Genomic DNA, 14,485 nt, shown 5'->3' on the forward strand with positions numbered 1-14,485 from the left:
CCGCTATCCTCCAAGAAGTGCAGGCGGCGACTGGAACGGCTCGGCTCCGGCCCTCCTGCAAAAAGTGGAGTGGCTTTCCATGGCAGATGACTTCGGACGTTACCGAATCGGCTTCGATATCGGGGGCACCTTCACGGATTTCATCCTGCTGGACCGGCACACTGCTACTATCCGCCTGCACAAGTGCCTGACCACGCCGCAGGATCCCTCCCAGGGCGCGCTGCTCGGGCTGGCGGAGTTGGTGGCGGACGCGGGCCTCTCGCTTTCCGACATCACCGAGATCGTGCACGGCACGACGTTGGTGACGAATGCGCTAATTGAGCGCAAGGGCGCAACGCTGGGCATGATCACGAGCGCGGGCTTTCGCGATATCCTGGAGATCGGGACCGAGCAGCGCTACGACATTTACGATCTTTTCCTGCAGTTCCCCGATCCCCTGGTCCCCCGCCGCCGCCGCCTGGAAGTTGCGGAGCGGATGGACCGTGACGGTCAGGTCGTGACGCCGCTCGACGTGGAAGCGGTGAAGCGCGCGGCAGCGCGGCTGGTCGCGGAGGGGGCTGAGGCCATCGCCATCTGCTTCCTGCACGCCTACCGCAACATGGCGCACGAGAAAGCCGCCGCCGCCGCGATCCGCGAGAGCTTCCCGGACCTCCCCCTCTCTCTCTCCTCCGAGGTGGTCGCGGAGCTGTGGGAGTACCAGCGCTTCGTCACCACCTGCGCCAACGCCTATGTTCAGCCCTTGATGGACCGCTACCTCCGCCGTCTCGAGCGCGAGTTGTGGACGGGCGGGTTCCGCGGCGCGCTGCGGCTGATGCAGTCGGCTGGCGGGCTCGTCTCGCCAGAGGCGGCGCGCGCCTATCCCATCCGCCTGCTGGAGAGCGGCCCGGCCGGCGGCGGGCTGGCCACGGCCTTCTTCGGCAAGCTCGTTGGCCAGGAGGACATCATCTCCTTCGACATGGGCGGCACCACGGCCAAGGCCTGCATGATCGAGGCCGGACGCTGCGAGATCGCGCCGATGATGGAGGTGGCGCGGCTGCACCGTTTCAAGAAGGGCTCGGGCCTGCCCATCAAGGCGCCGGTCATCGACATGATCGAGATCGGCGCGGGCGGCGGCTCCATCGCTGCCATCGACGAGGTGGGGCTACTGAAGGTCGGGCCGCATTCTGCCGGCGCCGATCCCGGCCCGGCCTGCTACGGCCGCGGCGGCACCCAGCCCACGGTGACGGACGCGAACCTTGCCCTCGGCTACTACGATCCCGGCTTCTTTCTCGGCGGACGCATGTCGCTCGACAAGGCGGCGGCCGAGGCGGCGCTGGCGCGGGTGGGAGAGGGGCTCGGCCTCTCCGCGGTGGAGACCGCCTGGGGCATCCACCGCACCGTGACAGAGAGCATGGCCGCCGCCGCCCGCATCCACATCATCGAGAAGGGCAAGGACCCGCGGCGCTACGCCATGGTGGGCTTCGGCGGCGCGGGCCCGGCGCATGCCGTGGAGGTCGCGCGCATCCTCGGCGTGCAGGAGGTGCTGATCCCACCGGCCTCCGGCGCTGCCTCCGCGCTTGGCTTCCTCGCCGCCCCGCTCTCCTTCGAGCAGGTCCGCTCGCTGCCGCTCTCGCTGAACGATGCCGGGGCGCCGGCGGCGATGGAGGCGGTGTTGGCGGAGCTCTCGGCCGAGACGGTCGCCATGCTGACCGCCGCCGGCACCGCCGAGGCTGATATCACCGTCGAGCGCAGCGCCGACATGCGGCTGGCCGGCCAGCTCCACGAGATCAGCGTGCCCCTGCCCGCCGGCCCGATCACCGCCGCCTCCATCCCGCAGGTGCTGGAAGCCTTCCGGGCCGTGTACTCCGCCCGCTTCACCTCTGTGTACGAGGGTGTCTCGGCGGAGGTCATCTCCTTCCGAGTTCGCGCCTCAGGCCCGGTCCCGGCGCTGACCGTGGAGCAGGCGGGCGCCCCCGCGGCCGGCACGGCGCGCAAGGGCAGCCGCATGGCCTGGTTCGGCGACGCCTTCCACGACACCCCCGTCCTCGACCGCTACGCCCTCGCCATGGGCGAGACCGTGCAGGGCCCGGCGATCATCGAGGAGCGCGAGGCGACGACCATCCTCGGTCCGCAGGACAGCGTGATGGTCGGCGCGGCGGGCACGCTGCGCATCCGGGTGGGTGTCGCCTCCCCCATCGCTGCCCGCATCACCCCGGAAACCCCGATGAGCGAGGCGCGGGCGCTGATCGAGGCGGATCCGGTCTCTCTCGAAATCATGTGGAGCCGCCTGGTCACCATCGTGGAGGAGATGTGGCACACCATCTGCCGCACCGCCTTCAGCCTCATCGTCTCCGAGGCGCAGGACTTCGCCTGCGACCTGCTGGACGCGACCGGCGAGTCCCTCGCGCACTCCCCGCGCGCCATGCCGGTCTTCAACCTGACGCTGCCGCGGGCTGTGAAAGCCATGCTGGAGAAGTTCCCGGCCGAGACGCTGCGCCCCGGCGACGTGCTGATCACGAACGACCCCTGGCTCTGCGCCGGGCACCTCTACGACATCGCCATCGTCACCCCTGTCTTCCGCGGAGGGCGGCTGGTCGCGCTGCTCGGCACGGTCGGGCATGTCGGGGACATCGGCGGCATCAAGGACGGGCTGCGGGCGGAGGAGATCTTCGACGAGGGCCTGCAGATCCCGCCCGCCAAGCTCTACCGCGCCGGCGAGGCAAACGACACGCTGTTCGATCTCATCGGCGAGAACGTGCGCAAGCCCGAGGAGGTGCTGGGCGACCTGCACTCCTTCGTGGCGGCCAACGCGCAGGGGGCGGAGCGCCTGCTCTCCTTCATGCAGGACTACGGTATGCACGACCTCCGCGCGCTGGCCGCGGTGGTGCAGGGCCGGGCAGAGAAGGCGATGCGCGATGCCATCCGCGCGCTGCCGGACGGCGTCTACCGCTCCGAGGTGAGCAACAACATGCTCGGCCAGACGCTGCGCTATCCGCTGAAGCTGACCGTCGCCGGGGACGAGATCGAGCTGGATTTTGCGGGTGCGCCGGCGCAGCTGCCCCGCGGCGGGCTGAACTGCACCTTCAGCTACACCGAGGCGCACGGCTCCTACCCGCTGAAATGCATCCTCAGCCCGGGGGTGCGCGGCAATGCCGGCTGCTACCGCCCGATGCGGGTTAAGGCACCGGAGGGCTCCGTGCTGAACTGCACGCGGCCAGCCGCGGTGGCGCTGCGCACACGCACGGGCTGGTACCTCGCACCCAACATCTTCCGCGCTCTTTCCGAGGCGGCGCCGGACCGGGTGCAGGCGCATACCGGGCTCCCGGTCTCGATCAAGGTGCACGGGCTGGACGCGGCCGGGCGTCTCTACTCCGATCACTTCTTTATGGGCGGCGGTCAGGGCGCGGGAGCGCGAGGAGATGGGAAGTCGGCGCTGCTCTGGCCGACCTCGGCCGCCAATACCTCGATCGAGCTGTTCGAGACGCGCGCGCCAGTTCTGGTCGTGGAGAAATCCCTTATCGAGGGTTCCGGCGGGCCGGGGCGGCGTCGCGGCGGGCTCGGCACCCGCACCCGCATGCGCAAGCTGCACGACGACGGCAGGCCCACCCAGGCCTCCGTGGCGGCTGAAGGCGTAGGGGTAGAGGCGCCTGGCCTGTTCGGCGGGCAGCAGGGCGGGATGGCGCGCGGCGCCGTGCTCGACCGGAAGGGGAACTTGGTCCGGGATTGCGGAACTGGCGAGCTGGTGACGCTGAACGATACGAGTCAGATGATCGAGATCCGTCTCTGCGGCGGCTCCGGCTTCGGGGCGCCGGAGGATCGGCCGGCCTGGCTCGTGGAACAGGACGTGCTTGACGGCTATGTCGGCCCCGGTGCCGCATCCACCCCCACGGCCGCCCAGGCAGCCGAGTAGAGAGGACCGAACCATGGATCGCCGAAGCTTCCTCCTGGGCGCGGGCGCCGCGGTCGCGGCTTCCTCCCTCGACCCCGCCTACGGGTTCGAGCGAGAGGGCAACCGGCGCATCCTGGTCTTCTCCGGCAACCAGCCCGTGCCGATCCTCGACCCGCACCAGCGCTACGACTGGTCCACGCGGATGATGCAGCGCTGCCTGTACGACGCGCTGGTGCGCTACGACGGCACGCCGCCGCGCGTCGTCCCCTGGCTGGCGGAGCGCTGGGAAACGAGTGCGGATGGCAAGACGTGGACCTTCCACCTCGTCGGGAACGCCAGGTTCCACAACGGCGACCCGGTGGACGCCGAGGCCGTGCGCTTCTCCTTCGAGCGCGGGCTGCGGCTGAACAAGGGCATCTCGTGGATGCTGTCCAAGCACCTGAAGCCCGGGAGCATCGTGGCTGTAGACGCGCGTACCGTACGCTTCACACTGGAGCAGCCCTACCCCGACTTCCTCTCATTCATGCCGCTCTGGTTCATCACCAACCCCAAGCAGGTGATGGCCAACCAGGAGGGCGACGACGACGGCCAGAAGTGGCTGACATCAGCCGAGGCTGGCTCCGGCCCCTTCCGCATCCGCCGCTGGGACGGACAGAGCGTGATGTCGCTGGAGGCCGTGCCGGACTACTGGAAAGGCTGGCCCATGGCCGAGGCGGACCGCCCGGCCGGGGTGATCTACCGCGTCATGCGCGAATCCTCCCCCCGCAAGGCAGCGCTGCAGCGCGGCGAGGTGGACATCGCCGCCGGGCTGACGCCGGATGACATCGAGCAGCTCGGTAAGATGCCGGGAATGACCATCGCGGATGTGCCGGGGGCCGCCCCCTTCGCCATCATGCTGAACACGCAGAAGGGGCCGACGGCGGACCTCAACCTGCGCAAGGCCATCGCTTACGCCTTCGACTACGACGCCCTGATCACGATCCACAAGGGTGCTGCCCGGCTGATGGACGGGCCCTTTCCGGTGGTGACCGCGGGGCGCATCACACTCGACATGCCGCGCCGGAACCTGGAACTGGCGAAGGGGTACATGGCGAAGACGGCCACGCCCGAGGGCGGGATCGAACTCGAGTTCCTCCACATCGCCGGGCACGAGGTGCAGCGGCAGATCGGGCTCGTGCTCCTGGCGGCGCTGCAGCCGCTCGGCATCAAGGTGAACCTCGTCGCCCAGCCCTGGCCGACGCTGATCGGCCGCGGTGCCTCGCCGGAGACGGCGGCGGCGATGACGGCCGTCTACGTCACGCCCGTCACCACCTCTCCGGATACGGTGGCGTCGCAGTACGCCTCCTCCGCCGCCGGGCAGTTCTGGGGCATCCACCACCTGCGCGACGCCGAAATCGATCGCATGGTCGCCGAAGCTGCGGTCGAGCTGGACGAGGTGAAGCGCGCGGACCTCTACGCCCGCATCCAGCGCCGCGTGGTCGAGCTCCAGCCCGTGATCTTCTGCATGACCGCCAACCAGCAATGGGCCATGCGCGGCTACGTGAAAGGCTTCCAGCCCCAGCCGCTGAACCTGACGGGCGAGGTGGACCTCTTCCCGCTCTATGCGGCGCGTGCCTGACGATGCTCCGCTACCTGGCTCGCCGCATCGCCTATGTCGCGCTGATGCTGGCGGGGCTGGTGCTGATCACCTTCGTCATCTCCAACGTCACCCCGGCTGACCCGGCCGCGCTCGCGGCCGGGCCGGACGCGACGCCGGAGATGGTCGCCACCTTGCGCCGGGAGTACGGGCTTGACCGGCCGCTGCCGGAACAATTCCTGCGCTACGTCGGCGACCTCCTGCAGGGCCGGCTGGGGCGCTCGATCCAGAGCGGGAACGAGGTGATGGACGACCTCTCGCGCTACGTGCCGGCCAGCCTGCAGCTCGTGCTGCTGGCCATGGGTTTCGCTTGCGTGGTGGGCATTCCCTTGGGCATCCTCTCGGCGGTGCGGCGCCACTCGCTGCTCGACCATGGCATCCGCGTGCTCGCGGTCTCAGGCGTGGCGCTGCCGGCCTTCTGGATCGCGCTGCTGCTGCAACTCGTCCTGGCGGTGTGGATGGGCTGGTTGCCGACGGGCGGCCAGCTCTCCATCGCGGCCGACCCGCCGCCGGTCTTCACGGGCATGGTTCTCTTCGACGCGCTGCTCACCGGTCAGTGGGACACCTTCGGCGATGCGGCCGCCCATTCGGTGCTGCCGGCCTTCGTGCTCTCCCTTCCGTGCCTGGCCTCCGTGCTGCGGGTGAACAGGGCCGAGATGATTGAGGTGCTGGGCTCGGACCACGTTACCGCCGCCCGCGCGCACGGGGTTGTCCCGCGGCGGGTGGTGGGGCGGCTGGCGCTGAAGAACGCGATGCTGCCGACGCTCGCCATGATCGGCCTCCGCTTCGGCTGGATGCTGGGCAGCACCGTGCTGGTCGAGACGGTGTTCGACTGGCCGGGCATAGGTCTCTATGCCGTCAGCTCCGCCATCGCCTCCGACTTCAAGCCGGTCATGGGGGTAACGCTGACGATCGGGCTGATCTTCATGCTGGCGAACCTCCTGGTTGACCTTGCCTACGGCTGGCTCGACCCGAGGACCCGCAGCGCATGAGCACGACCACCGCCGCCCCGCCCTCCTTGCCACGCTTGGCGCGCCTTCGCCTGGAGTATGCCGGCCTGTTTCGGCAGCTTCGCTTCTTTACCTGGACCTTCGCCCGAAGCCCCTCCGCGCTGCTGGGCCTTGCGCTGGTGCTGGCCTTCCTCCTGCTGGCGGCGATCGGGCCCTGGATCGTCCCCTATCCGGAGGACGCGCAAGGGGCGGTGAACCTGGCGCGGCGGCTCCAGCCGCCCTCCTCCGCGCATCTCTTCGGCACGGATGAGATGGGGAACGACATCTTCACCCGTGTTATCATCGGCACCCGGACGAGCTTCTGGATCGGGCTGACCATCACTGGCCTGGCGGCGCTGGTCGGCGTACCCCTCGGGGTGACGGCGGGATACTTCGGCGGGCGCGTGCGCTCCGTCATCATGCGCGCCACGGACGTGTTCCTGGCGGTGCCGGGATTGGTGCTGGCTCTGGCGATCGTCGCCTCGCTCGGGCCCGGAATCATGCACGGCGTGCTGGCGCTCACCATCGTCTGGTGGCCGGGCTACGTCCGCCTGATCGAGGCAAAGGCGCTGACGTTGCGCTCCGAGGCCTATGTCGAGGCGGCGCGAACCATGGGAGCCTCCCATGGCTGGATCCTGCGGCACCATATCCTGCCCAACTGCATCAGCCCTCTGATCGTGAAGGCCAGCATGGATATGGGCATGGCCATCCTTGCGGCGGCCTCCCTCGGCTTCATCGGCCTGGGTGCGAAGCCACCGGCGCCGGAATGGGGCGCAATGATCTCCGTCGGGCGAACCTTCATGCCTGACTGGTGGTGGTATTCTGCAGCTCCGGGACTGTTCATCTTCCTCACCGTTCTTGGCTTCAACCTTTTCGGCGACGGGTTGCGCGACACGCTCGACCCGCGGAGCTCGAAGGGATGAGCCTGCTTGAGATCCGTGACCTCCGTCTCGTCTTTGATGGCTTCGAGGGGCGCGCCCATGTGCTGGACGGGATCGACCTGTCCGTCGCGACAGGCGAGGCGGTGGGCATTGTCGGCGAGACGGGCTGCGGCAAGTCGGTTCTCGCGCGCAGCGTGCTGCGGCTGAACCCCTCGCCGCCCGCGCGGGTGACGGGTGGCGCGATCCACTTCGATGGCATCGATATCCTCGGCATGGACGGGGCCGCACTGCGCCGGATGCGCGGACGGGACATCGGGATGGTGTTCCAGGACCCCGTCACCTATCTCAACCCTGTCTTCACCATTGGCCAGCAAATGGCCGAGGTCCTGCGGGCGCATGAGCCCGGGCTGTCGCGCACAGCACTGAGGACGCGCAGCGTCGCGCTGCTGGAATCCGTGCGCCTGCCGGAGGCGGAGGCCTTGCTCTCCCGCTATCCGCACGAGCTGTCGGGCGGGATGCGGCAACGCGTGCTGATCGCCGAGGCGCTGGCAGGAAACCCCCACCTGCTGATTGCCGATGAACCGACGACCGCGCTCGATGTCACCATCCAGCGGCAAGTGCTGGCGCTCATCGCCGACTTGGTGCGGCGGCTCGGGCTGACTTTGATTCTGATCAGCCATGATCTCGGTGTGATCGGCGCCGTGTGCCGGCGCATTGTCGTCATGTACTCCGGCACTATCGTGGAGGATGCCCCGGCGGAGGCACTGTTTCGCGGGCCGCAGCACCCCTATACGCGCGGGCTGCTTGCCGCCATTCCCGACCTGAACAGGCCGGAGCACATGCCAGCCAGCATTCCCGGCAGTATCCCGGACCTACGCCACCCTCCCTCGGGATGCCGATTCCATCCGCGCTGCCCTCTGGCGATGCCGGTATGCGCGCGAGAGAAGCCACCGCTGGTTCCGGCGGCCGCCGCCTCGCAGCATCTGGTGGCGTGTCACGCCGTGGCGCAGAGTATGGTCGCTGCCGAGCTTGGGCTGACGAGGGCACCGGTATGACGGTACCGCTGCTGAGTGCAGAGAGGGTATCGGTCCGCTTCGGGCAACATCTGGCGCTGGAGAACGTCTCCATCGCGCTGCGGCCTGGCGCGGCGTTAGGACTGGTCGGGGAGTCCGGCTCGGGCAAATCCACCCTGCTGCGCGCGCTGCTGAAGTTGCAGCCCGTCTCGACCGGGCGCGTGCTGCTGGACGGCACCGACATCACAGGCGCCGGCGGGGCCGCGCTGCGGCCGCTGCGGCGCGCTGTGCAGGTGGTGTTCCAGAACCCGCATTCGGCGCTGAATCCGCGCAGCACGGTGCACGACTCCGTGGCGGAGCCGCTGCGCATCCTTGGCGGCCTTGACCGGAGGCGGCTACAAAGCCGGGTGGCGGGGTTGCTGACGGATGTGGGGCTGGGGCCCGAGTTTCTCTGGCGCTACCCGCATGAACTCTCGGGTGGCCAGAAGCAGCGCGTCTGCATCGCGCGTGCCCTCGCACCCGGGCCGCGGGCGCTGCTGCTGGACGAGCCTACCTCCGCGCTTGACGTCTCTGTGCAGGCGCAGATCATCGAATTGCTGCGAGGTCTGCGGCAGCGGCACCAACTCGCCTATCTCTTCGTGTCGCACAACCTCGCGGTGGTGCGGCTCCTCTGCGACGAGGTCATGGTGTTGCGACAAGGGCAGGTCGTGGAGGTGGGGCCGGTCGCGCAGGTGCTTCAGGAGCCCCGCGAAGCCTACACGCGCGCGCTGCTCAGCTCGGTCCTTTCCCCAGGCATCACGGACCTACGCGAACCGAAGGGCGTCAGCGAGGACGCCTCGTAGCGTCGCCTGTTCAATCGCTCCACGCTTTCGTGCCGAAGAATGTTTGCGCCGAATTCTTCTCGCTGTAGCGAGATCAACTCCGGTGCTAAGACGAGGCCAGTGTGGGCCAGAGGGGCCGCGGCGCCCGCGTCTGGCACGAGCGCGGCATCCGCCCGAGTTGTGTCATCGACCAGCGCCATGCGTCAGCCGAATTTTTAGCGCGGTCCGCCCCGGCACTGATCAGGCCTTCGCTCTCGCGCTGACCGAGCTGGGCACGGCGGCCATGCAGGCCTTCCTCGGCCACTTCGCCGCCACCCTGCTCGAGGGCGTCCACGCCGCCCTTCGACTGGACGGCGCGGGCTGGCACATCGCAGGACGGCTCACCGTGCCTGACAACGTCAGCCTTATCTTCCTGCCGCCCTACGCTCCGGAATTGAACCCAATCGAGCGCGTCTGGCTCCTCTGCGCAAGCGCTTCCTCTCGCTTCGTCTCTTCCCCAATCTCAAAGCCACCATCGATGGCTGCTGCCAAGCCTGGAACCACCTCACCGCCGAACCCGGCCGCATCGCTTCCCTGACAGACTACCCATACCTGCGGTCAGTCAGGACTTCATGAGCCGAGTATGAGACGCAGCCGCCTGTTCCCATACTTAAGCAGGTCATTTCTCGCCGACGACAGCAAGATGCCACCTAGTCGAATTGATCCCCGCAGTTCAGGAGATCGTTGAGCTTAACCACGTCGGGATCGGACTGCGCGAGATTCCGGATATTGAAGCATCGTCGGTTCCAGAGGTTACGCGGATCGAAGGCCGTCGAGGTTGCTTGCCATGATCCACCTAGCTGCGGATTAAAAAGGCTAGTGGGATCGAGGTTCAGGAACTCGTAGAAGGCGCTGAGGACCGCCGTCGAGATGTATAGCTCCGTCAGGGCCGGCGCGATGACGGTGATCCGCCGGTAGTCGGCGAGCGTCGAGTCTTCCTGCCGCTTACCGGCAATATCAATCAGGAAGGCGCGCGTCAGCGGGTCGATCCGCCGGTCGTTCAGGAACTCGCGAATTGCGAGTGGAATGAAGCGCTGGGGCGCAACGTCGCCACCGCCGCGCGGAACGGCGACCGGCGCCTGACGCGCCGCGGGCGCCGGCCGGCGCTCCACCGGCCGCTCGCGCGACGGCTGGGCCTCGGCTGTGGCGCCAAGGGCGAGCCCGAGTAGGACCGCCAGTGCAGCCTTAGCGAACCGTGACAGGTGCACCTGGAGTCCTTCGCGCCGCTTCACGCGCCATTCGCCGCGGGCGGCTTCACGGTGAACCTCGCCCGCAGCGGCCGCAGCCTGGCGGCAACGCCCGGCCGGTCCATCCTCGATGCCATTACCGCGGTGGGCGTCGAGGCACCGCACTCCTGCCTGCAGGGCATCTGCGGCGACTGCGAGACACGGGTGCTGGCCGGCACGCCCGACCACCGCGGTTCGATCCTGTCCGAGGCTGAGCGGCAAGCTGGCGTCACGACCGATGATCTACTGCTCCGGCGCACTCTCGGACGCGCTCATCCTAGATATCTGACAGCAAAGGAGGAGAACGCCACGCCCGATACCCACATCACGTCCCCCGACAGTGGCACCGGCTACGACCGCCCGAAGCCGACCTACGACCGCGCCCTGACCGAATTGGGCCGTGGCACGCCGATGGGCGAGCTGCTGCGCCGCTACTGGCACCCGGTCGGCCTTTCCTCTGATGCTGGCAGCACGCCAAAACAGGTGCGCGCCCTCGGCGAGCTTCGCAAGCCCGGTGGGGGCGGTGCCGCTCGCGCGGGTCAAGCGCATCAAGCCCCTCGCCATGGTCGGCCGCAGTCGATCCGCCGCCATGCCAGAAGTGCCGACTTTCGCTGAGCAGGGTATTGCGGATTTGAAAGTCGCGCCCTTCGTCGCCGCCTGGGCGCCTGCGCAAACGCCGCGAGCCATCGTCTATCGGTTGCATGCAGCATTTATGGCCGCCGTGAGCGACAACGAGGTCTGTCAACGCATGCTCGAGCAGGGGCAGGATCCGGTCGCGTCGTTACCGGAAGAACTGGCCGAGACCGTCAGCCGGGATCTGCCCAGCTGGCAATCCCTGATCGAGCTTTCCGGTGCGAGGCTCGACTAAGCCTTGGCGAGCGGCAACCGTCCGACCAGCAGCTTTTCGACAGTTTGTTCCGAACCCCAGCGCCGAGCCGGCGCGTCGACATCCTGCATCCTCTTGCCCTTTGTAGAGGATACCCCCGCAGCTCGGTTACATCTGCTTGGCCCCGTTCAAGCTTCCCAAGCGGCCACTCCGCTCCTGGCTATCCGAATCCACCGAAACAGCTTCCTCCTGAGCCGCAACACGGCGGCTCAGCAGATGTGCTGTGCAAAAGAACCATTCGGGTATTCCGCTCCCAGACACACGGCCAATCGTACTCTGGAACAAGGGACGTTTCACCGGTCCCAAGCCACCGCTCAAGCCCAAGCAGGTCTGGGCCATCCGTCATGCTCTTCAACGCGAGCAGCGGCTCCGCGATGCGCGCCCTGTTCAACCTGGCGATTGAGAGCGAGCTTTGGGGTTGCGCCCCATTCCGGCTGACCATCGGCCAAGTGGTCGTTGATGAAACGGTCCATCAACGCGCGACGGTCATCCGACGCCGACTGCGGCCTCGCCGTCTTCAGTCTCCGCGTCTACTTCGCCGCCATTCAAGCGGTGCACCATCTCACACGAAGCGCCGCGCGTCCGCCAAACGACTGGACTAGTTGTGGATTAGCCAGCTCGCATGGCTTGGACAGGTGAACCGGTCGTGAGGCTTGCCTGGTCAAGCATCACTTCCTCAGCGACTGAGGCAGCTTCGGCCATGATGACGTGCATCTCCCGCAGCAGGGCCGCGCCTTTGACCGTTCGCTGCACGAGCACGGAGCGGCGGTCTTTCAGGTCCGTCTTGCGGCGGGCGAAGTCGAGTTCGCCCAAACGATCCAGTGCGCGGGTGATCGCGGGCTTGGAGACGTTCAACTGGGCAGCCAGCCCTCGCACGGTGTGTGGCCCCTCGCCGAGGTAGACCGTGAGGAAGACTCCGAGTTGTCTGGCCGTTAGATCTGGGCCATCGCGGCGGACGAGAGAGACGACGGTCTCCCGGAGGATCCCAACTAACTGGTCCGGTGTGCCTTGCACGGGCATGGGCGGTTCCTTCTCATGGAATATTGGCGAGACGGGTCGTTCCGGCCATTCCAGTTATAGGCTGATAATTCCTATTGTGCAACCTTGGGTTGAGGCAGTAACATTGCTTCTCGCGAACGAGGATCGTTATGGTTCCGGAGCCAGTCCACCGATCAGCCATCAGCCTGGCCGGCATAGGCAACTCGACAACTCACCCCACCACACACCTGCCTAGGCTCTGGAGCCCGGCTCATGGCTGACACGCCCCCCTACCCGGATCCACCTGCGCCGCTCCGCCCGGCATTCGGGTTCATGGGTGCTGACTGGAGCAGCCCGTTTCTGCCAGGCTCCAATCCTCCGTCTCTCTCCGCCGAGACGCCTGCTATGGGGACCGGCGGCCCTGACACTGACCTCATTCGCTTCTGCGCTGAGCATCCCAAACACATGGCCGCGGTGAAGGACGCTCCTGACGAGGAGGAGGACGGTCCTGCCTGGCGCGCCTACGAGGAGAACAGGGATGCGATCAGCGCGATCAGGCCGCAGACGCTCGCCGGGATGATTGCCAAGGCTCGCGCGGCCAAGCTCGAAGCGGGTTTCTGGGACAGGGACGAAAACATCCATGGCACCATGGCCGAGCCCTGGGCATGGGATCTCGTGAACAGCCTTCTGCAACTGGCAGGCGAAGGGTAAACCGCGCCTGGCAACCGCCCCCTCCCTGTCTCTTCTACCGCCGAGCTCATGAATTGACCTGTCTGATCCAGGGATAGTTGGTGGGGGAGTGGAGGTGATCGGGCGTGAGAGCGTTTCAGGCTTGGCAGCATGCGTCGACGATGGCGGCGTTGCTGTTGAGCAGGCGGTGGGACAGGAACCGCTCGCGCAGGTGGAGCCAGACGCGCTCAACCGGGTTCAACTCGGGTGCGTAGGGCGGCAACTGAATTAGGATGACGTTGTTGGACACACGGAGCTGCCGTGAGCCGTGCCAGCCTGCTTGGTCGATCACGAGGACGGCGTGGACGTCGGGGGCGAGGGTGGCGGCTAAGTGCTCCAGGAACACGCTCGTGGCCGTGGTGGACACCACCGGCAGGACCAGGGCGAACCCCTCGCCTGTTGCGGGCCGAACGGTCGCGTCGAGGTAGGTCCAGTCATGGCGCTGATCGCACAGCCCGCGCGGGCGCTGCCCTCGTGCCCACCAGCGATGGCCAGTGCGGCCTTTCTGGCCCACCCTGGCCTCGTCCTGGAACCAGAGCTCGATCCGCTGACATGGATGATTGGCGGCGACGGCTGCTACGGCACGGCGCAGCCCCCTTTTGCAGAGGCTGTCTTGGCCACCTCGTCGGCCTCGGGGGGCCGCGGCCGGGTCTTCTGCCAGGACAGATCTAAGCCGCGTACCACCCGCGACCGGCTCGCCGGGTGCAGGCGCTTGTCAAAGCAGCCCTCGATCCAGCGGCACAGCATCGGCAGCGTCCACTCCACCCCGCCATCCCGCTCCAGGTCAGACCCGCGCAGAATGATGGCGAACAGCACCGCCTGCTCGGGCTCGCTCAGCGTCGAGGGCCGCCCTGGCTTGGGCCGGTCTCGCAGACCCTCCAAGCCCGTGGCGTTAAAGCGTGCCACCGCGTCATGCAACGCCTGGCGCTGCAGCCCCACCAGCCGCGTCGCCTCCGCCCGGCTTAACCCGTCCGGCGCATGCGCCACAGCCAGCATACGCGTCGCTGTCAGTGGGTTCCGCTCGCGCCGCGCCAAACGTCGACGCTCGTCCGCGCTCGCTACATCCGTCCGGATCTACAGTGCTCGCCCCATCAAGCCCACTCCGCCAGGTCACGTTAGAAGCGAACCACCACCCCCACCCGCGCGGAAATCACACGAGAGTCAGTTCATCCGCTCGCCGGGATGAGAAGCCGGCAAGCCGTTCGTTCGACTGCGCCAAGTTACGGTGCAGGAGGTCGAGTTGCGACGCATACTGTGACCATCGTCAGTCTGACTTGCATGCGCGCGCAGGTGAACTGACGATTCGCACGGTTCAGTAGGGCAGCAATGCCAGACAGCGATCGGCTACCGAACCCGACGTGCGCGACCACATCAAAGACGGCATGGTGGTCATAGTTACCTATGCTGCCAACATCGGCA

The 14,485-nt window shown here is 67.5% G+C and carries 14 protein-coding genes; 10 read left to right on the forward strand and 4 right to left on the reverse strand.

Annotation, left to right across the window (positions count from 1 at the left end):
* The first annotated feature begins 79 nt into the window (after positions 1–79).
* The 7 genes from D9599_RS02150 (at position 80) to D9599_RS02180 (ending at position 9,785) form a co-directional block, all read left to right on the forward strand.
* On the forward strand, positions 80–3,889 hold the full coding sequence (locus D9599_RS02150; RefSeq protein WP_198379533.1) for a hydantoinase B/oxoprolinase family protein: 3,810 nt from the start codon (positions 80–82) through the stop codon (positions 3,887–3,889).
* A 13-nt stretch (positions 3,890–3,902) separates the two neighbouring features.
* On the forward strand, positions 3,903–5,486 hold the full coding sequence (locus D9599_RS02155; RefSeq protein WP_198379534.1) for an ABC transporter substrate-binding protein: 1,584 nt from the start codon (positions 3,903–3,905) through the stop codon (positions 5,484–5,486).
* A gap of 2 nt (positions 5,487–5,488) precedes the next feature.
* Positions 5,489–6,496 (forward strand): ABC transporter permease, encoded by a 1,008-nt coding sequence (locus tag D9599_RS02160; RefSeq protein WP_198379535.1) that lies wholly within the window; start codon positions 5,489–5,491, stop codon positions 6,494–6,496.
* A complete protein-coding gene (locus D9599_RS02165; protein WP_198379536.1) occupies positions 6,493–7,416 on the forward strand; it encodes an ABC transporter permease in 924 nt (307 codons plus the stop codon). Before D9599_RS02160 ends, D9599_RS02165 begins: the two co-directional genes overlap by 4 nt.
* Positions 7,413–8,429, forward strand: a complete 1,017-nt coding sequence (locus D9599_RS02170; protein WP_198379538.1) for an ABC transporter ATP-binding protein — start codon at positions 7,413–7,415, stop codon at positions 8,427–8,429. Before D9599_RS02165 ends, D9599_RS02170 begins: the two co-directional genes overlap by 4 nt.
* On the forward strand, positions 8,426–9,229 hold the full coding sequence (locus D9599_RS02175; RefSeq protein ID WP_198379539.1) for an ATP-binding cassette domain-containing protein: 804 nt from the start codon (positions 8,426–8,428) through the stop codon (positions 9,227–9,229). Before D9599_RS02170 ends, D9599_RS02175 begins: the two co-directional genes overlap by 4 nt.
* Before the next feature lie 82 nt (positions 9,230–9,311).
* On the forward strand, positions 9,312–9,785 hold the full coding sequence (locus D9599_RS02180; protein WP_309228509.1) for a transposase: 474 nt from the start codon (positions 9,312–9,314) through the stop codon (positions 9,783–9,785).
* A 112-nt stretch (positions 9,786–9,897) separates the two neighbouring features.
* Here the strand turns inward: D9599_RS02180 and D9599_RS02185 are convergent, their stop codons facing one another.
* Entirely contained in the window at positions 9,898–10,479 is a 582-nt protein-coding gene (locus D9599_RS02185) for a hypothetical protein (protein WP_198379542.1), read from the reverse strand.
* Positions 10,480–10,506: 27 nt separating this feature from the next.
* On the opposite strand from D9599_RS02185, the gene D9599_RS02190 reads away from it, so the two are divergent.
* Both D9599_RS02190 and D9599_RS02195 read left to right on the forward strand, forming a co-directional pair.
* Positions 10,507–11,088, forward strand: a complete 582-nt coding sequence (locus D9599_RS02190) for a 2Fe-2S iron-sulfur cluster-binding protein (RefSeq protein ID WP_198379544.1) — start codon at positions 10,507–10,509, stop codon at positions 11,086–11,088.
* The gene (locus D9599_RS02195) at positions 11,036–11,341 is read left to right on the forward strand and encodes a tripartite tricarboxylate transporter substrate-binding protein (protein ID WP_198379545.1); all 306 of its coding nucleotides are present in this window, start codon (positions 11,036–11,038) and stop codon (positions 11,339–11,341) included. The genes D9599_RS02190 and D9599_RS02195 overlap by 53 nt, the downstream gene beginning before the upstream one ends.
* A gap of 627 nt (positions 11,342–11,968) precedes the next feature.
* Here D9599_RS02195 and D9599_RS02200 read toward each other — a convergent pair.
* The gene (locus tag D9599_RS02200) at positions 11,969–12,379 is read right to left on the reverse strand and encodes a MarR family transcriptional regulator (protein ID WP_198379546.1); all 411 of its coding nucleotides are present in this window, start codon (positions 12,377–12,379) and stop codon (positions 11,969–11,971) included.
* 423 nt (positions 12,380–12,802) lie between these two features.
* On the opposite strand from D9599_RS02200, the gene D9599_RS02205 reads away from it, so the two are divergent.
* The gene (locus D9599_RS02205) at positions 12,803–13,048 is read left to right on the forward strand and encodes a hypothetical protein (RefSeq protein ID WP_198379548.1); all 246 of its coding nucleotides are present in this window, start codon (positions 12,803–12,805) and stop codon (positions 13,046–13,048) included.
* A gap of 115 nt (positions 13,049–13,163) precedes the next feature.
* Here D9599_RS02205 and D9599_RS02210 read toward each other — a convergent pair whose 3' ends face one another.
* Positions 13,164–13,727 (reverse strand): IS630 family transposase, encoded by a 564-nt coding sequence (locus D9599_RS02210; RefSeq protein WP_198379599.1) that lies wholly within the window; start codon positions 13,725–13,727, stop codon positions 13,164–13,166.
* Positions 13,643–14,062 (reverse strand): helix-turn-helix domain-containing protein, encoded by a 420-nt coding sequence (locus tag D9599_RS02215; protein WP_198379550.1) that lies wholly within the window; start codon positions 14,060–14,062, stop codon positions 13,643–13,645. The genes D9599_RS02210 and D9599_RS02215 overlap by 85 nt, the downstream gene beginning before the upstream one ends.
* Positions 14,063–14,485: the final 423 nt, after the last annotated feature.

This window comes from Roseomonas sp. KE2513, from assembly GCF_016107305.1.
Lineage (GTDB): Bacteria > Pseudomonadota > Alphaproteobacteria > Acetobacterales > Acetobacteraceae > Roseomonas.

Excerpts from the sequence above, each read along its gene's own strand:
- D9599_RS02200 (WP_198379546.1), bottom strand. The coding sequence starts at position 12,379 with ATGCCCGTGCAAGGCACACCGGACCAGTTAGTTGGGATCCTCCGGGAG.
- D9599_RS02160 (WP_198379535.1), top strand. The coding sequence starts at position 5,489 with ATGCTCCGCTACCTGGCTCGCCGCATCGCCTATGTCGCGCTGATGCTG.
- D9599_RS02150 (WP_198379533.1), top strand. The coding sequence starts at position 80 with ATGGCAGATGACTTCGGACGTTACCGAATCGGCTTCGATATCGGGGGC.
- D9599_RS02175 (WP_198379539.1), top strand. The coding sequence starts at position 8,426 with ATGACGGTACCGCTGCTGAGTGCAGAGAGGGTATCGGTCCGCTTCGGG.
- D9599_RS02195 (WP_198379545.1), top strand. The coding sequence starts at position 11,036 with ATGGTCGGCCGCAGTCGATCCGCCGCCATGCCAGAAGTGCCGACTTTC.
- D9599_RS02165 (WP_198379536.1), top strand. The coding sequence starts at position 6,493 with ATGAGCACGACCACCGCCGCCCCGCCCTCCTTGCCACGCTTGGCGCGC.
- D9599_RS02170 (WP_198379538.1), top strand. The coding sequence starts at position 7,413 with ATGAGCCTGCTTGAGATCCGTGACCTCCGTCTCGTCTTTGATGGCTTC.
- D9599_RS02205 (WP_198379548.1), top strand. The coding sequence starts at position 12,803 with ATGGCCGCGGTGAAGGACGCTCCTGACGAGGAGGAGGACGGTCCTGCC.
- D9599_RS02215 (WP_198379550.1), bottom strand. The coding sequence starts at position 14,062 with ATGCTGGCTGTGGCGCATGCGCCGGACGGGTTAAGCCGGGCGGAGGCG.
- D9599_RS02155 (WP_198379534.1), top strand. The coding sequence starts at position 3,903 with ATGGATCGCCGAAGCTTCCTCCTGGGCGCGGGCGCCGCGGTCGCGGCT.